Consider the following 15993-nt stretch of genomic DNA (forward strand, 5'->3'; position numbering starts at 1 on the left):
ACGACCCCTCAGAGCCCCTGCCAGTCCGGCTTCGACGCGAAGGTCTCGCGGTAGTAGTCGGCCAGCTGGAGGCGGCTCGCGGCGGCGTCGTCGACGAGCACGGTGACGTGCGGGTGGTGCTGCAGGATCGTCGCCGGCCACATGGCGCTGACCGGGCCCTCGACCAGCTGGTGCACGGCCTCGGCCTTGCCCTTGCCGGTGGCCAGCAGCACGAGGTGGCGCGCGGACATGATCGTCGCCAGGCCCTGCGTGAGGCAGTGCTGCGGCACCTGGTCGATGTCGTCGTCGAAGAACCGGGCGTTGTCCTCGCGCGTCTGGCGAGTGAGCGTCTTGATCCGGGTGCGCGACGCCAGCGACGAACCGGGCTCGTTGAAGGCGATGTGCCCGTCCGTGCCGATGCCGAGCAGCTGCAGGTCGACCCCGCCGACCGCCTCGATCGCCTCCTCGTACGCCGCGCACGCCGCGACCAGGTCCTCGGCCAGCCCGTCCGGGCCCTGCACGGCGCCCGGCGCGAAGTCGACGCGCGAGGCGATCTCCGTGTCGATGACGTTGCGGTAGCGCTGCGGGTGGTCGGCGGCCAGGCCGACGTACTCGTCGAGCATGAAGGCGCGGACGCGCGCGAACGAGAGCGCGTGCTCGGCGTGCCGGCGCGCGAGCTCGTCGTAGACGGCCAGCGGGCTCGAGCCCGTGGCCAGACCCAGGACGGCGTCGGGCTGGTCGCGCACCAGCTGCTCGATCGCGGCGGCGGCGAGCCGGCCCAGCTCCGGGCCGGGTGCGATGACGACCTCCATCAGACGTACTCCCCTCTGCCCAGCAGGGCGGCTCCGACGGCGCCGACCGGCACGTCGGCGGGCGCGAGGCTGACGCGCCTGGCCAACCCCATCGACGCGAGGAACGGCGACGCCTGCGCCTCGCGCTCGAGCTCCGCGGTGACCGCCCGCAGCAGCGGCTGCCCCAGCGCGCTGACGCCACCGCCGATGACGACGAGCTCGACGTCACAGGTCAGCACCAGGATCCGGACCGCCGAGGCGACCGCCCAGGCGAACTGGTCGCGGATCTCGACCGCCCGCGGGTCGCCGGCCTCCGCCGCGACGAAGAGCTCCTCCGGCGCCGGCCGACCGTAGCGGCTGGGCCACGCGGCGTCGAGCGCCGAGCCCGACGCGTACTGCTCGAGGCAGCCCGCCTGGCCGCACTTGCAGGGCAGGCCGCCGGGGACCAGCGTCAGGTGCCCGATCTCCCCCGCGCCGCCCGTCGAGCCGCGCCGCAGGCGGCCCTCGAGCAGCAGGCCGGCGGCGAGGCCCGTCCCGAGCGCCAGGAACGCCAGGTCGTGCACGACGTCGGCGTCGGCCGCGGCGCGACGCCCGTCGACCGTGTGCGCGGCGCCGACGACGGCGACCGTGAGGTCGTTCTCCACGCGGACGGGCAGACCCAGCCGCGCGGCCACGAGGGCGGCGAGCGGCGTGCGGCTCTCGATGCCGAGGTTGACCGCGTGCTCGACGGTGCCGTCGGCGGCGTCGACCACGCCGGGCAGGCCGATCCCGACGCCCGCCAGCTCCGCGACCGGCACTCCGGCGCTCGCGGCGAGCTCCTCGACCACCGACACGATCGTGTCGACCACCCCGTCCACGCCGCCGACGGTCGCCGACCGGAGCTGGTGGCGCGCCACGCCGTCGGCGTCGAGCAGCACGCCGAGCACCTTGGTGCCGCCGACGTCGAGCCCGACCGACCACGGACGTGCGTTCCCGTCCGACGCCCGCCCCTGCGGCGTCGGGATCCCCTGCGTGCTCACGTCAGCCCTTCACCGCACCCGCGACGAGCCCGGACGTCATTTTGTTCTGCACGAACAGGAAGAACACGATGACGGGGATCGCGATCAGCGCGGACCCGGCCATGACGACGCCCCAGTCGGTGGCGCGGTTGGACTCGACGAGCCCCTGCAGCCACAGCGGGAGCGTGCGCTGCGTGGGGTCGGTCATGACGACGAGGGCGAGGGTGTACTCGTTCCACGCCTGCAGGAAGCCGTAGACGCCGGCGGCGACCAGGCCGGGTGCGAGCAGCGGGAACGTGATCCGGAAGAAGGCTGCCGTGCGCGACAGCCCGTCGACCATGCCGGCCTCCTCGAGCTCGATCGGCACCCCGGCGACGAACCCGCGCAGCATCCAGATGGTGAACGGCAGGATCGCGGCGGTGTAGACGAGCGCCAGGCCGGCGACCTTGTTCACCAGGTTCCAGCCGTCGAGCATCTGGTACTGCGAGATGAACAGACCCTCGGCGGGGATCATCTGCACGACCAGGATCGTGAGGATGAAGCCCTTGCGGCCGCGGAACCGGAACCGGCTCACCGCCAGCGCGGCGAGGAACGCGAAGATCAGCGCCGCGATCAGCACGATGACGACGACCGCGAGCGAGATGCGCATCGCCGCCCAGAACGTCGGGTCGTTGAGCACCCGCCGGAAGTTCGAGAGCGTGCCGCCCAGCGGGAAGAACGTCGGGTCCGGCGTCTGCAGCTTGTTCAGCGGCAGGAACGCGCTGTTGATCATCCAGTAGATGGGGAAGACCCACAGGATCGCGAGGACCACGGCCAGGATGCCGAGCGCGCGACGACCGCCGCGCGACTGGGCCCGGCCCGCCTCGGAGGACTTCGGCGCCGTGCGGAGCGAGATCTCCTGCGGCGTCGCCTGTGGCGCGGGTGCGGGAACGTCGACGGCGCTCACAGCTCGTCCTCCTTCAGCATCTGCCGGATGTAGAACCCGGTGAGGGCGAGCGTCAGCACCAGCATGATCGTGGCGAGCGCACCGGCCAGCGAGAACTCCTTGGCGTAGGAGTAGATGAGGGTGCCCAGCAGGTTGGTCTCGCGCGTCGGCGCGCCGGCCCGCTGGAGCACGTAGATCTGTGTGAACACCTTGAGGTCCCAGATGACCTGCAGCAGGAGCACGATCGAGAGCACCGGCCGGATCATGGGGATCGTGATGTTCCAGAAGCGCTGGCGCGACGAGGCGCCGTCGAGCTGGGCGGCCTCCATCGTCTCCTCGGGGACCTGCAGCAGGCCCGCGTAGACGGAAAACGCGACGAACGGCACGGACATCCACACGACGATGACCGTCGCGACGAAGTAGAAGGACAGCGGCTGGATGATCCACGAGTGGCCGGCCATGTCCTCCATGCCGAACACGTGGGCCAGCACCCAGTTGATGACGCCGTACTGCGAGTCGAAGAGCCACTGCCAGACGGTCATCGACGCGAGCACCGGGGTGCCCCAGGCGAGCAGGAGCGAGACCTGCAGCGTGATGCGCGGGGCGGTCCCGATCCGCGACATGAGCACGGCGAACGCGATGCCGATGAGCATGGTCACGGCGGCGTTGACCAGGCAGAAGGCGATCGAGCGTCCGATGACGGCCCACACGTAGGGGTCCGTCAGGAGGTCGGTGTAGTTCTGCAGCCCGACCCACTCGGCGGGCTGACCGAACTGCTGGCGCAGCCCGTACTCCTGGAAGGAGATGACGAACTGGCGGATCAGCGGGTAGCCGAGGGCGACGCCCATGAGGACGGCGGCGGGGACGAGCAGGCCGTACACGCCGAGCTTGCGGCGGCGGCGGCGCGGGAAGGCGACGGCGACGTCGTCCTGCTGCAGCGCGGGGGCAGAGGCTGCCATGGGGAACTCCTGTCTGGTGGCACGACCGGGCCGGCCCGCGGAGGCAGGCCCGGTCGTGCCCGGATCAGGTGGTCCGCCGATCGAGGACCGGTGGACCGTTGATCGTCGAGCGGAGCGATCGGCCGGAGGTCGTCCGGCCGATCAGGTCCCGGCCGGCCGCGCCCCGGGTGGGGAGGCGGCCGGCCGGAGCCGGATCAGTTCAGCGCGTCCTCGAGGAGCTTGTCCGTCGCAGCGGCACTCTCCTTGACGTCGGCACCGGTGGCGAGCTTCTGGAAGAAGTCCTCCAGGATGCGGTCGCCCTCGACGTCGGCCCACTTCTCGGCCGCCGGCGTGAGCTTGGCGTTGAGCGCGGCCGCGACGGCGGCCTTGGCGTACACGTCGTCACCCATCGAGTCCGCGTACTCCGTGTTGCCCGGGATGAGGCCGTTCTGGCCCAGCTGGTTCTGGAAGTCCGCCGTGAAGATGATCTTCAGGAGGCTCTTGGCCAGCTCCGGGTGCTTCGACTTCGCCGCGATGGCGATGTTCGAGCCACCGGCGAAGCCCGTCGCGTACGAGCCGGCGTCGAGGCCCGGCAGCGGGAAGACACCGGTGTGCTCCTCGTTGCAGGCCTGCTGCTCGGTCAGCAGCGCCTTGGCCGCGTCCGACTTGTCGTCGGCTGCGACGCCCTTGTTGCAGGCGGGCAGGTCGATGCTCCAGCGCGCCCAGGTCGGCGCGGAGAACATGGCAGCCTGGCCGGCGTTGAACGGGACCCAGGGCTCGTTCGAGTCGCTGTCGGCCGGGGCGTGCGTGGCGTTCTTGAAGAGGTCCTGGACCTCCTCGAGGCCCTTGATGGACTCCGGCGAGGAGAGCGCGCCCTTCCAGGAGTCGCCGTCCTTGACCGCGAGGTCGCCACCGTTGGTGTAGATCCAGGCGGCGCCGTTGTACCAGTCCTGGCCGGGGAGCCAGAAGCCGGACTGCGTGTCCGTCTGGAGCTTCTTGGCCACCTCGGTGAACTCGTCGAGCGTGGTCGGCACCTCGACGCCGGCCGCGGCGAACGCGTCCTTGTTGTAGAACACGGCACGCGCACCGGAGTAGTACGGGGCGGCGTAGAACTTGCCGTCCGCGCTACCGGCGTCGACGAAGCCCTGGAGCAGCTTCTCGCCGCCCAGCTCGTCGTACATGTCCGAGATGTCGGCGAACGCACCGGCGTAGGTGAAGGTCGGCGACTGCGTGTTGCCGATCTCGACGACGTCAGGCGTCTGGTCCTCGGAGGCCAGCGCGGTCTGCAGGCGCGGGACGAGCCCGCTCCAGTCCTGCTCCTCGATGACGAGCTTGGAGCCGGGGTTCTCCGACTCGAAGGTCGTGGTGAGGTAGTCGCGCAGCGCCTGCGGGGTGTCCGTGCCGTTGAGCCAGAGCTTGATGGTGGCGGGCTCCGGCGTGCCGGCGGGCGTGCTGGCGTCGTCGCCAGCGTCGTCGCCGTTGCCGCAGGCCGCGAGCGTGAGCGCGGCCGCCACGCCGACGGCCGCGAAACGTAGGATCTTCACGTTGGGGTTCCTCCCGTGAGCGAGACGAGCGCCGGACGGCGTCGCCGGGGGTTTCTTCCGACCTGCAAGGGGCCGGCTGGGGGTCGTCACGAGACCCCCAGCTGGCCTGACAGGACCAGGACCGCCGCACCAGCGAGAGCCCCGTCCTCGTCGAGGGATCCCATCCGCAGCGCGAGGCCGTGCCCGATGACGGGCATGGTCCGCGCACGGACGGTGGCGAGCGCCGAGTCGCGCAGAGGTCCGTCCAGCAGCTCCGGCGGACCGGAGAGCAGGACCTCGGCGAGGTCGAGCGCACTCACGACGGGTGCCAGGGCGATGCCCAGCAGCCGTCCGACCGACGCCAGCGCGGCGTCGGAGTCTTCGGGGGACAGACCGGCGGTCCGGCGGCGCAGGGCCGGGACGCTGAGCACGGTCTCGAGGCAGCCGGAGCGGCCGCACGCGCAGTCGAGCGGTGGTTCGTCGCGCACGTCGCCGTCGACGACGGTCACGTGGCCGATCTCGCCCGCGGCGTGGTGCCGGCCGAGGACCAGGGCACCGTCGACGACGATCCCGGCGCCGACGCCCTCCCCGATCGTCACCACCATGCAGCCCGACCCGGCGGCGGAGCCGTAGGTGAACTCGCCGAGCGCGCGGGTGTTGGCGTCGTTGGCCACGTGCACGGGGACGCCCAGCGCCTGCGTGAGGTTCGCGGCGAGCGGGAGGTCGTACCAGCCCCGGTTCGGGGCCTGGACGACGGTGCCCGCGAGGTCGATGACGCCCGGCGACGCGATGCCGACACCGATGACCGGCCGGGTCGCGGCGGCGAGCAGGTCCCGGCAGAGGTTCTCGAGCAGGTCGGCCGCCGCGTCGCCGGTGCGGCCCTCGAGGGCGACGGAACGCCGGTCGACCACGCCGCCCACCAGGGTCATCACGGCGCCCAGCAGGCGCGAGTCGTCGGTGAGGTCCACGGCGATGATCTGGAAGTCGGCGGTCCGCATCCCGACGAGCGTCGCGGGCTTGCCCACCTTGCCCTCGACGCGGACGCCGAGCTCCTCGACCAGGCCCTCGGCGATGAGGTCCGCCACCAGGCCCGACACCGTCACGCGGGTGAGCCCCGTGCTGCGGGCGATGTCGGCGCGGGACGCGGGGCCGATGTGGAACAGGTGCGCGAGGACGAGCGAGCGGTTGTGCGCACGAGCGTGCTCGGGCAGCACCTTGCCGGTCGGGCGCAGGGCCCGACCGACTCCGCGGGCTGCCGCGAGGGGCTGCGTGGTCGCTGTCACGTTTGTTAGTAGACCTTCCTTACTAATCGAAGTCAACTCACTTCTGTGACCGTGACCACATCGTGACCGGACGTTCACCGGGCCGACTCATGGGATGACACAGCCGTAACGATTCATCGCTGCGCCGTGGGAACGCACCCACCGTCATGACCTGCGCCGACGCTGCGACCTGCGGGAACGCCGGGAACAGGCGGTGGGGTCGATGCGTTCGCATGGTCATGGAACTCGGCCTGTACACGTTCGGCGACGTCCACCCCGACCCCACGACCGGCAGTCAGGTCTCCCCCGGTCAGCGCATCCGCGAGGTGCTCGAACGGGTGCGCCTGGCCGAGGAGGTGGGGCTCGACTACGTCGGGATCGGCGAGCACCACCGGCCCGACTACGCGATCTCGTCGCCGTCGACGGTCATCGCCGCCGCCCTCGCGCAGACCTCCCGGCTCACCGTCGGCAGCGCCGTCACGGTCCTGTCGACCGAGGACCCCGTCCGCGTCTACCAGCAGTTCGCGACCATGGACCTGCTGTCGGAGGGTCGCGTCGAGCTGCTGGCGGGCCGCGGGTCGTTCATCGAGTCCTACCCGCTGTTCGGCGCGTCCCTCGACGACTACGACGACCTCTACGACGAGAAGATCCAGCTGCTCCTGCGGCTCGACGCCGCCGAGCGGACCACGTGGCAGGGACGGTTCCGGCCCGCCCTCGACGACGCCCTGGTCCTCCCCCGCCCGTTCGACCACCCCGGCCGCGGGCAGCACCTGCGCATCGCCGTGGCGACCGGCGGGAACCCGCAGTCGTCGGTGCGCGCCGGGGTGCTGGGGCTGCCCATCAGCTACGCGATCATCGGCGGGCAGCCCGCCCAGTTCGCGCCGCTGGTCGACCTGTACCGCCGCGCGCACGCCGAGTCCGGGCACCCCCCGGAGGACCGCTTCGTCTCGGTGGCCGGCATGGGCTTCTTCGCGGAGGACGGCAAGGCGGCGCGGGACTTCTTCTACCCGTACTGGCTGGAGTCGATGCGGCGCATCTCGTCGGAGCGCGGCTTCCCGATGCCCAACCGCATCTCCTACGAGTCGCAGGCCGCGCGCGGCGGCGCGTACTTCGTCGGCGAGCCCGAGCAGATCGCCGAGCGGATCGTCGCCCTCCACGAGGTGCTGCACCACGACCGGCAGTCGTTCCAGATGGACCTCTCCGGCGTCCCACAGGCCGAGTCGCTGCGCTCGATCGAGCTGCTGGGCACGCGGGTCGCGCCGCTGGTCCGCGAGGCGCTCGCCGGCTAGCGGCCCATCCGGCCCGTCTCGTACGCCCACATCGCGAGCTCCACGCGGTTCCGGGCCCCGAGCTTGTCCATGAGGCTGCCGAGGTGGGTCTTCACCGTGCCGAGGCTGATGTGCAGCTCGTCGGCGATCTCGGAGTTCGTCCTGCCGCGCGCGACGGTGACCAGCACCTCCTCCTCGCGGACCGTCAGCGGGGCGATGGGCTGAGCAGGCGGCTGCCCGTCCCCGCCCGCCGCGAACGCGGCGAGCAGGCGGACCGTGACGTTCGGCGCGATGAGGGCGTCGCCGGCCGCCGCCGCGTGCACCGCCTGGACCAGCAGCTCGGGACCGGCGTCCTTGAGCAGGAAGCCCCGCGCGCCCGCCCGCAGCGCGCCGTGCACGTACTCGTCGAGGTCGAACGTGGTGATGACGACGACCGCGAGCGGGTCGGCCACGTCCGGCCCGGCCAGCCGTCGCGTGGCCTCGATGCCGTCCATCTCCGGCATGCGGATGTCGAGCAGGCACACGTCGGGTCGCAGCTCGCGCGCCCGCGCCACCGCCTGCCGCCCGTCGGCGACCTGCGCGACCACCTCGATCCCGGGCTGCGCCGCGAGGATCATCGCCAGGCCCGTGCGGACGATCTCCTGGTCGTCGGCCACCAGCACGCGGATCGTCATCGGACCGCCCCCACCTTCGGCAGCACGGCGGCGACCGCCCACCCGCGGTCGGGACCCGGCCCCGCGTCGAGCGTGCCGCCGAGGAGGGCGGCGCGCTCGGTCATCCCCACGAGCCCGTAGCCCGTCCCCGTGCGGGTGGGCGCCTCGCCGTCGTCGACCACCGTGAGCCGCACGCTGTCGTCGTCACCGACGAGGCGCACGTCGATCCGCGAGGCGTGCCGGGCGTGGCGCAGCGCGTTCGTGATCGACTCCTGGGCCAGCCGGTACACCGCGACGCCGACCGCCGGCCGCAGGTCGTCCAGGTCCCCGGACAGCTCCAGCTCGACGCGCGGCGGCCCGCCGACGGCCCGCGCGAGCCGCTCGAGGTCCGCGATCCCCTGCTGCGGCGCCAGCTCGGGCGCGGCACCGTCGCGCAGCGCGCCGACCATGAGGCGCATCTCGGTGAGCGCGCGCGAGGCCTCCGTCTCGATGAGCCGCAGGGCGTCGAGCGCCGCCTGCGGGTCCGTCGCCGCGACCACCCGGCCCGCCTGGGCACGCACGGCGATCGCCGAGACGTGGTGGGCGACGGTGTCGTGCAGCTCCCGCGCGAGCTGCTCGCGCTCGCGCAGCCGCACCTGGTCCTGCTCGCGCAGGCGCGCCGTGGCGCCGTAGCGCACCCAGGCGCCGATGCCGGCCGGGGAGAGCAGGAAGACGACCTCGAGCACGGCGTCCCCGATGCCGGTCCAGTGACCGGCGATCCCGAGGGCCAGCGCGACCAGGACGACGCCCAGCCCCAGCACGATCTCCCGCCCGCTCCCCCAGCGGACCAGCGCGTACGGGACCAGCAGGAGGCAGACCGACGCGTAGAGCCCCCACTCGCCCACCCCGGCCACCAGGGCGGCCGCGTCGACGACCGCCAGGCTGCCGAACACCACGACGGTGACCGCGAGCGGGTGCGTCCGCCGCCACAGCACCGCCACGACGGTCACGAGGGCCACGGCCAGCGAGGCGGGCTTCCACGGCACGTCGTTGCGGTGCAGCGTCTCGAGCACGGCGGTCGGCACCAGCAGGACGACCAGCACCCAGTCCCGCCAGACGCGCGCCGGCGCGCCCGGAGGCCGGGGCGCCGTCCACAGCGGACGGAGGGCGTCGGGGATCACGCGTGCAGCCTAGGCACCGCAGTGCACCGCGCGGCTCGACCGAACGGCCTACGCCGTCAGCCCGACGCGCGCACCCACCCCAGCGCCCCCGGCCACCGCACCGACTCCGACGCCCTGCGGACCCCCTCGGTCAGCGCGGCGACGATCCCCGCGCCGTCGGCCAGGCTCGCGGCGGTCGCGCCGTGCAGCACGTCGCCGGCGCCCAGCGTGTCGACCACCTCCGCCTCGGGCGGATCGATGCGGGACCACGAGACGCCCCCGGCGGCTGACGAGGTCCTGACGAGCACCGGCCCCGCGCCGGCCGACCGGGCGACGTTCCGGGGCCCGAGGGCCGCGACCAGGTCCAGGAGGTCCTCCGGCTCCGCAGGCCGGTCGGGCAGTGCGAAGTCGGCGGACAGGACCGCGTGGTCGACGACGGCGAGGAGCCGCTCCAGCCCCGGCTTCCAGCTGCCGCCGTCCAGCAGCACGGGGACCCCGCGGTGGTGCGCCGCGGTCGCGAGCGCGAGCCCGACCTCGAGGTGGTGCCCGTCGACCAGCAGGGCGGTCGCTCCGTCGAGCGCGTCCGGCCCCGGTGCCTCGAGGGCGCCCACGCCCGTCGCGTTGACGGACACGACGGCCCGCTGCCCGGTCCCGGCCGTCACCAGCACGGTCGAGACCGCGGGCGCGCCGGGCCGTCCCGCGAGCAGGTCGACGACCTCGACGCCGGCCGCGACGAGCCCGTCCCGGACGAGGTCGGCGACCGGACCCGAACCGAGCGCGGTCACCAGGCGCGTGCGGACGCCGAGCGCCGCGGCGGTCGCCGCCGCGTTGGCCGCCGGGCCGCCGAACGTCACGTCGAGCCGGCGCGCGACCACCTTCTCGTCGGCGCGGGGCAGCCGGTCGACCACCTGCACGACGTCGAGCGTCGCCAGGCCGCAGCAGACCAGGAGCGCGTCGGTCACCTCGTCGTCGCCGGCTCCCGGACCGGCACGTCCACCAGCGCGTACGTCGCCACTCCCAGCACCAGCGCGGCCACGACGACGGCCGGCCAGGCGTCGATCGCGCGCCCCAGCAGGTGCGATCCTGCGAAGCACACCGCGCCGACCAGCACGACGGCGCCGACGCGCCACCAGCCGGCCGCCCGCGCGCGGACCGCGCACCAGAGCACGCCGGCGACCAGGACGACGCCGCCCAGGGCGCGCACGCCGGTGAGCTCGGCGACGGCGAACCCGACCACGAGGGTGAGCGCGGCGACGACGGCGGTGGGGATCGCAGACATGTCGCCCAACCTAACCGGGCGGGTGCGCCGATTCCGACGTCGCGGCCGGTCCGCATGTCCGCCGTGCGGTGCGACGGGCCGTGCTCGCGCAATACGGTGGAGCCAGCCCGACGTCGCGACCGCCGTCGCGCAGCACTCCGCACACCCGCCGCACGCCCACCGCGCCTCCGCGCGGCCGGGCGGACGCCGGCAGAGAGGGAACACCGTGTCCACGCAGCCCATCGACGCCACGACCACGACCGCCTGGCAGGAGCTCAGCGCCCACGAGTCGACGCTCTCGCCGGACCTGCGCGGCTGGTTCGCCGCCGACCCCGAGCGCGCCGCCCGCCTGACCCTCCCGCTCGCCGACCTCACGGTGGACCTGTCCAAGAACCTGGTCACCGACGAGACCGTCGCGCTGCTCACGCGCCTGGCGGACGAGGTCGGCCTGGCCGACCGCCTCCAGGCGATGCTGCGCGGCGACCACATCAACGTCACCGAGGACCGTGCGGTGCTGCACACCGCGCTGCGCCGCCCGCCGGGCGCCTCGCCGTCGCTCGCGGTGGACGGTCAGGACATCGACCGCGACGTGCAGGCGGAGCTCACCAAGATGTTCGCGTTCGCCGACAAGGTCCGCTCCGGCGAGTGGACCGGCGTGACGGGTTCGCGGGTGCGGACCGTCGTCAACATCGGCATCGGCGGCTCCGACCTGGGCCCCGTGATGGCGTACGAGGCGCTCAAGCCCTACGTGCAGGACGGGCTCGAGGTCCGGTTCGTCTCCAACATCGACCCCAGCGACCTCGCGGAGACGGTCAAGGGCCTCGACCCCGCAACCACGCTGTTCATCGTCGCGTCCAAGACGTTCGGCACGCTGGAGACGCTGACCAACGCCCGCCTCGCCCGCGCCTGGCTCTGGGAGCAGCTGGGCACCCCCGACGACGACGAGTCCCGGAACGCGGCGGTCGCCCGGCACTTCGTGGCGRTCTCCACGGCGCTCGACAAGGTCGCCGCCTTCGGCATCGACCCCGCCAACGCGTTCGGGTTCTGGGACTGGGTCGGCGGCCGGTACTCGGTCGACTCGACCATCGGCACCTCCCTGGCCGTCGCGATCGGGCCCGACGCCTTCCGGGACTTCCTCGCCGGGTTCCACGCGGTCGACGAGCACGTCGCCTCCACGCCGTTCGCGGCGAACGTGCCCGTCCTCATGGGCCTGCTGAACATCTGGTACGTCAACTTCCTCGGTGCGCACACCCACGCGGTCCTGCCGTACGCGCAGTACCTGCACCGGTTCCCCGCCTACCTGCAGCAGCTGACGATGGAGTCGAACGGCAAGTCGGTGCGCTGGGACGGCACGCCCGTCACCACGCAGACCGGCGAGGTGTTCTGGGGCGAGCCCGGCACCAACGGCCAGCACGCGTTCTACCAGCTGATCCACCAGGGCACGCGCCTGATCCCGGCCGACTTCATCGCGGTCGCCAACCCGGCGCACCCGCTGCAGGACGGCGGCGTCGACGTGCACAGCCTGTTCCTGGCCAACTTCTTCGCGCAGACCAAGGCCCTGGCCTTCGGCAAGACCGCCGACGAGGTGCGCGCCGAGGGCACGGCCGAGGACATCGTGCCCGCGCGCGTGTTCTCCGGGAACCGACCCACCACGTCGATCCTCGCGCCGGCCCTGACCCCGAGCGTGCTCGGCCAGCTGATCGCGCTGTACGAGCACATCACGTTCGTCGAGGGCGTCGTGTGGGGCATCGACTCGTTCGACCAGTGGGGCGTCGAGCTGGGCAAGAAGCTCGCGCTCGAGATCGCCTCGGCGGTGCAGGGCGACACCGACGCGCTCGCCACGCAGGACCCGTCGACCCGCTCCCTGATCAGCAAGTACCTGGAGCTACGCGACTGACGGTCCCGCAGCCCGGCGGCCCCTGACCGCGCCGCTGACGTGATCGAGACGACTTCGTCCTGCCCAGCAGGACGAAGTCGCCTCGTTGGCCCTCGACCGCTCGTCGGGCGGTCGCGGCTGGCGCTAGCTCGGGTCGGTGAAGCGCGTGCCGCGCTCCACCACCACGCCGCGGCCGGCGGCGTCGTCCCAGGTGTAGACGGTCCGGCCGTCGATGAGCACGTGCTCGGCGCGGGACGCCACGTCGAGGGGGTCCCCGGACCACACGACGACGTCGCCGTCGAGCCCGGGGGCCAGCGCGCCGACCCGCTCGTCCAGTCGCAGGAACGCGGCGGGGTTCACGGTCAGCGCCTCGAGAGCGGTCTGCCGCGGGAGCCCCTCCTTCACCGCGAGCGTGGCCTGGTGGACGAGGAAGTTGATGGGCACCACGGGGTGGTCGGTGGTGATCGCGACCCGGACCCCGGCGGCGGCCAGCGTGGCCAGGTTGGCGATGGCCCGGTCGCGCAGCTCGACCTTGGACCGCGTGGTGAACATCGGGCCGAAGATCACCGGGATGTCGCGCTCGGCCAGCACGTCGGCGATCTTGTGCGCCTCGGTGCCGTGGTTGATGACGAGGCGGTAGCCGAACTCGTCGGCGAGCCGCAGGGCGGTCGCGATGTCGTCGTGGCGGTGCGTGTGCTGGTCCCAGGCGAGCTCGCCGTCGAGCACCCGGGCGAGGGTCTCCAGCGCTAGGTCGGTCGCGAACGGCTCGCCCTTGGTCGCCGCGGCGGCGCGCGCGGCCGCGTAGTGCCGTGCCTTCGTGAAGGCCTCGCGGATGACGAGCGCCGTGCCCAGCCGGGTGGACGGCGTCTGCTTGCGCTCGCCGTAGACGCGCTTCGGGTTCTCCCCCAGCGCCGACTTCACGCTCACCGACGCCGAGATCACCTGCTCGTCGACCGTCCGGCCGCCCCACGCCTTGATCGCCACGGACTGCCCGCCGATCGGGTTGCCCGACCCCGGCTTCACGACGATCGAGGTGATCCCGCCGATCAGCGCGTCGCGGAAGCCCTCGTCGTCGATGTTGATCGCGTCGATCGCCCGGACCGCCGCCGCGTTGGGCGTGGTCATCTCGTTGGTGTCGTTGCCGGCCATCCCCTCGCCCTCCTCGTGCAGGCCGACGTGCCCGTGCGACTCGACGAACCCCGGCAGCACCCAGCGGCCGGTCGCGTCGATGACCCGGGCGCCGTCCGGCACCTCGACGTCGGCGCCGACGGCCGTGATGCGCCCGTCGACGACGAGCACGGTGCCGCCGTCGATCGGCTCGGAGACGACGGGGACGACGTAGCCGCCGACGACGGCGACGACCTGGGCAGAGGTGGTGGTCATCGCTCCACCGTATGTCGGGGCGCCTTCCCACGAGAGTCGACGCCGAACCCGACAGGGGTGCCGTCTGCCCGCGACGGCACGGCACCCATGCCGGGTTCGGGACCAGCTGCGGACCGTGCGCGTCGGCTCGTCGGGCGCGGCCCGTTCGTCGTCCGTCCGCCGTGAGAGGCTCGGCTGGTGGCTGAGGTGACGCGAGCGCGCGTGGACGCGTGGACCTGGGCGGTGCGGTTGTTCGCCACCCGGTCCGCCGCGGCGGCCGCCTGCCGCGCCGGCCACGTGCGCGTCAACGGGGACCGTGCCAAGCCCGCGACGATGGTCGTGCCCGGCGACGAGGTGCACGTCCGCGGCGGCGAGCGGGAGCGGATCGTCGTCGTACAGCGCACGGTGGTGAAGCGCGTCGGCGCCCCCGTCGCGGTGACCTGCTACCTCGACCGCTCCCCCGCCCCGGTGCCGAAGGAGCACGTCGTCGCCGGCGAGCGCGACCGCGGCGCGGGCCGGCCGACCAAGCGCGACCGGCGGCTCATCCAGCGGCTCAAGGGCCGCTGAGCGAGTCCTCCGGCGCCGGCGTGACCCCCAGGCGGGCCGCGAGCGCCATCGAGTCGTACGGGGCCCGGACCTTGATGTCGTTGTCGAAGTAGACGAACACGTCCCGCTCGGGGGCCGGGTCGGCGGGTGCCGCCAGCGTGCGCGCGTCCGCGGGCGTGCCGCCGGCCGCCCAGATCCGTACCTTCGCCGCCCAGCGGTCGAGCGACTCGTCGTCGTACCCGCTGGCGTAGAGCTCTGTCTCGCCGTGCAGGCGCACGTAGACCAGGTCGGCCGTGACGTCCTCGATCACGGGCCACCGGCCTGCGGCGTCGGCGACCACGACGCCGATGCCGTGCGCGCGCAGGAGCTCGACGAACTCCGGCACCTCGAAGGTCGGGTGCCGCACCTCGAGCACGTGCCGCAGCGGCCGGTCGGCGTCGGTCGTGGTCCAGGCCCTGTCGTCCAGCCGCTCGTCGTGCTGGGTCGCGAGCTCCGCGGCGGCCGCCGTGCTGCGCGGCAGGAGGTCGAAGAAGGCCGCGAGCTTGTCGGGATGGAAGCCGAGGTTGGGCGGCAGCTGCCAGAGGACGGGCCCGAGCTTCGGCCCGAGCGCGAGCACGCCGCTGGCGAAGAAGTTGGCGACCGGCACGCGGACGTCGGTCAGCTTCTTCATGTGCGTGACGAACCGGGGACCCTTGACCGAGAACAGGAAGCCGTCGGGGGTCTCGGCCGCCCAGGTCGTGTAGTTCTCCGGGCGCTGCAGCGAGTAGAAGGACCCGTTGATCTCGATCGACGTCAGCCGCCGCGAGGCGTACTCCAGCTCCCGGCGCTGCGGCAGGCCGGGCGGGTAGAAGACCTTGCGCCACGGCGGGTAGCGCCAGCCGGAGATCCCGGTGCGGATGGTCATGCAGGCAGTGTGCCGTGGGTGGGCGCGAGGCACGCGTTGTCGTCCTCGCGGCGCATAGTGGTGCCGTGATCCCCGCGGAGGCCGACGAGCAGACCTGGCTCGCGTCGGTGTACCGCCCGACCGAGCCGGTCGACGTGCGGCGCACGCTCGGTCCGCTGCGCCGCGGCGCGGGCGACCCGGCGTGGCTGTTCGCCCCGGACGGGTCAGTCTGGCAGGCCACGACGACGCCCGACGGCCCGGCGACCCGGCACCTGGTGCGGCGCAGCGACGGCATCCACGTCACCGCCTGGGGACCGGGCGCGGAGCGCGCCCTCGCGGGCGTGCCCGACCTGCTCGGTGCCCGCGACGACGCGACGGGCTTCGACCCCGCACGGCACCCCGTGGTCCGCGACGCGCACCACCGGCTGCCCGGGCTGCGCATCCCGCGGTCGGGCAACGTGTTCGAGGCGCTCGTGCCCGCTGTGCTCGAGCAGCGCGTGGTCGGCCTGGACGCCAAGGCGGCCTGGCGGCGGCTGGTCCGGCAGCACGGCACGCCCGCGCCCGGACCCGCCCCCGCCGGCCTGCGCGTGCC

16 protein-coding genes are annotated in these 15993 nt (G+C 73.2%); 4 read left to right on the forward strand and 12 right to left on the reverse strand.

Going from position 1 to position 15993, the window contains the following annotated elements; genetic code table 11:
- Window positions 1-8: 8 nt before the first annotated feature.
- The 6 genes from nagB to AC1DQC_RS16780 all read right to left on the reverse strand — a co-directional run bounded on the left by nagB (window position 9) and on the right by AC1DQC_RS16780 (window position 6437).
- Window positions 9-791, reverse strand: a complete 783-nt coding sequence (gene nagB / locus AC1DQC_RS16755; protein ID WP_477052369.1) for a glucosamine-6-phosphate deaminase — start codon at window positions 789-791, stop codon at window positions 9-11.
- The gene (locus tag AC1DQC_RS16760; RefSeq protein WP_477052370.1) at window positions 791-1789 is read right to left on the reverse strand and encodes an ROK family protein; all 999 of its coding nucleotides are present in this window, start codon (window positions 1787-1789) and stop codon (window positions 791-793) included. The genes nagB and AC1DQC_RS16760 overlap by 1 nt, the downstream gene beginning before the upstream one ends.
- A 1-nt stretch (window position 1790) precedes the next feature.
- Window positions 1791-2663 (reverse strand): carbohydrate ABC transporter permease, encoded by an 873-nt coding sequence (locus AC1DQC_RS16765; RefSeq protein WP_477052385.1) that lies wholly within the window; start codon window positions 2661-2663, stop codon window positions 1791-1793.
- Window positions 2664-2710: 47 nt separating this feature from the next.
- Window positions 2711-3652 carry a carbohydrate ABC transporter permease gene (locus AC1DQC_RS16770; protein WP_477052371.1) on the reverse strand — a complete coding sequence of 314 codons (942 nt, stop codon included), beginning with the start codon at window positions 3650-3652 and terminating at the stop codon, window positions 2711-2713.
- A 194-nt stretch (window positions 3653-3846) separates the two neighbouring features.
- Window positions 3847-5175 (reverse strand): extracellular solute-binding protein, encoded by a 1329-nt coding sequence (locus tag AC1DQC_RS16775; protein WP_477052372.1) that lies wholly within the window; start codon window positions 5173-5175, stop codon window positions 3847-3849.
- 86 nt (window positions 5176-5261) lie between these two features.
- Entirely contained in the window at window positions 5262-6437 is a 1176-nt protein-coding gene (locus AC1DQC_RS16780; RefSeq protein ID WP_477052373.1) for an ROK family transcriptional regulator, read from the reverse strand.
- Window positions 6438-6649: 212 nt separating this feature from the next.
- On the opposite strand from AC1DQC_RS16780, the gene AC1DQC_RS16785 reads away from it, so the two are divergent.
- Window positions 6650-7705, forward strand: a complete 1056-nt coding sequence (locus AC1DQC_RS16785) for an LLM class flavin-dependent oxidoreductase (RefSeq protein WP_477052374.1) — start codon at window positions 6650-6652, stop codon at window positions 7703-7705.
- On the opposite strand, the gene AC1DQC_RS16790 is transcribed toward AC1DQC_RS16785, so the two are convergent.
- Genes AC1DQC_RS16790 through AC1DQC_RS16805 form a run of 4 tightly spaced genes read right to left on the reverse strand, consistent with a single transcriptional unit; the run spans window position 7702 to window position 10755 of the window.
- Window positions 7702-8358 carry a response regulator gene (locus tag AC1DQC_RS16790; RefSeq protein ID WP_477052375.1) on the reverse strand — a complete coding sequence of 219 codons (657 nt, stop codon included), beginning with the start codon at window positions 8356-8358 and terminating at the stop codon, window positions 7702-7704. The genes AC1DQC_RS16785 and AC1DQC_RS16790 overlap by 4 nt on opposite strands.
- Complete coding sequence (locus AC1DQC_RS16795; protein ID WP_477052376.1) at window positions 8355-9497, reverse strand: sensor histidine kinase; 1143 nt, start codon at window positions 9495-9497, stop codon at window positions 8355-8357. The genes AC1DQC_RS16790 and AC1DQC_RS16795 overlap by 4 nt, the downstream gene beginning before the upstream one ends.
- Before the next feature lie 56 nt (window positions 9498-9553).
- Window positions 9554-10438: a PfkB family carbohydrate kinase gene (locus tag AC1DQC_RS16800; RefSeq protein ID WP_477052377.1), complete on the reverse strand. Its 885-nt coding sequence runs from the start codon at window positions 10436-10438 to the stop codon at window positions 9554-9556.
- A complete protein-coding gene (locus AC1DQC_RS16805; protein WP_477052378.1) occupies window positions 10435-10755 on the reverse strand; it encodes a hypothetical protein in 321 nt (106 codons plus the stop codon). The genes AC1DQC_RS16800 and AC1DQC_RS16805 overlap by 4 nt, the downstream gene beginning before the upstream one ends.
- A gap of 205 nt (window positions 10756-10960) precedes the next feature.
- Between AC1DQC_RS16805 and pgi the strand changes: the two genes are divergently transcribed.
- Window positions 10961-12631, forward strand: a complete 1671-nt coding sequence (gene pgi / locus AC1DQC_RS16810; protein ID WP_477052379.1) for a glucose-6-phosphate isomerase — start codon at window positions 10961-10963, stop codon at window positions 12629-12631.
- Window positions 12632-12754: 123 nt separating this feature from the next.
- On the opposite strand, the gene AC1DQC_RS16815 is transcribed toward pgi, so the two are convergent.
- Window positions 12755-13993: an amidohydrolase gene (locus AC1DQC_RS16815; protein ID WP_477052380.1), complete on the reverse strand. Its 1239-nt coding sequence runs from the start codon at window positions 13991-13993 to the stop codon at window positions 12755-12757.
- A gap of 177 nt (window positions 13994-14170) precedes the next feature.
- On the opposite strand from AC1DQC_RS16815, the gene AC1DQC_RS16820 reads away from it, so the two are divergent.
- A complete protein-coding gene (locus tag AC1DQC_RS16820; RefSeq protein WP_477052381.1) occupies window positions 14171-14539 on the forward strand; it encodes an RNA-binding S4 domain-containing protein in 369 nt (122 codons plus the stop codon).
- Here the strand turns inward: AC1DQC_RS16820 and AC1DQC_RS16825 are convergent.
- Window positions 14526-15422 carry a DUF72 domain-containing protein gene (locus tag AC1DQC_RS16825; protein WP_477052382.1) on the reverse strand — a complete coding sequence of 299 codons (897 nt, stop codon included), beginning with the start codon at window positions 15420-15422 and terminating at the stop codon, window positions 14526-14528. The two genes, AC1DQC_RS16820 and AC1DQC_RS16825, sit on opposite strands and share 14 nt — an antisense overlap.
- A 65-nt stretch (window positions 15423-15487) precedes the next feature.
- Here AC1DQC_RS16825 and AC1DQC_RS16830 point away from each other — a divergent pair.
- A partial coding sequence (locus tag AC1DQC_RS16830) for a DNA glycosylase family protein (RefSeq protein WP_477052383.1) occupies window positions 15488-15993 on the forward strand: 506 nt, incomplete at its 3' end.

The organism is Cellulomonas sp. P4_H12 (assembly GCF_056400905.1).

Coding starts and splice junctions, on each gene's coding strand:
- nagB (WP_477052369.1), bottom strand. CDS start 791: ATGGAGGTCGTCATCGCACCCGGCCCGGAGCTGGGCCGGCTCGCCGCC.
- AC1DQC_RS16770 (WP_477052371.1), bottom strand. CDS start 3,652: ATGGCAGCCTCTGCCCCCGCGCTGCAGCAGGACGACGTCGCCGTCGCC.
- AC1DQC_RS16785 (WP_477052374.1), top strand. CDS start 6,650: ATGGTCATGGAACTCGGCCTGTACACGTTCGGCGACGTCCACCCCGAC.
- AC1DQC_RS16790 (WP_477052375.1), bottom strand. CDS start 8,358: ATGACGATCCGCGTGCTGGTGGCCGACGACCAGGAGATCGTCCGCACG.
- AC1DQC_RS16805 (WP_477052378.1), bottom strand. CDS start 10,755: ATGTCTGCGATCCCCACCGCCGTCGTCGCCGCGCTCACCCTCGTGGTC.
- AC1DQC_RS16815 (WP_477052380.1), bottom strand. CDS start 13,993: ATGACCACCACCTCTGCCCAGGTCGTCGCCGTCGTCGGCGGCTACGTC.
- AC1DQC_RS16825 (WP_477052382.1), bottom strand. CDS start 15,422: ATGACCATCCGCACCGGGATCTCCGGCTGGCGCTACCCGCCGTGGCGC.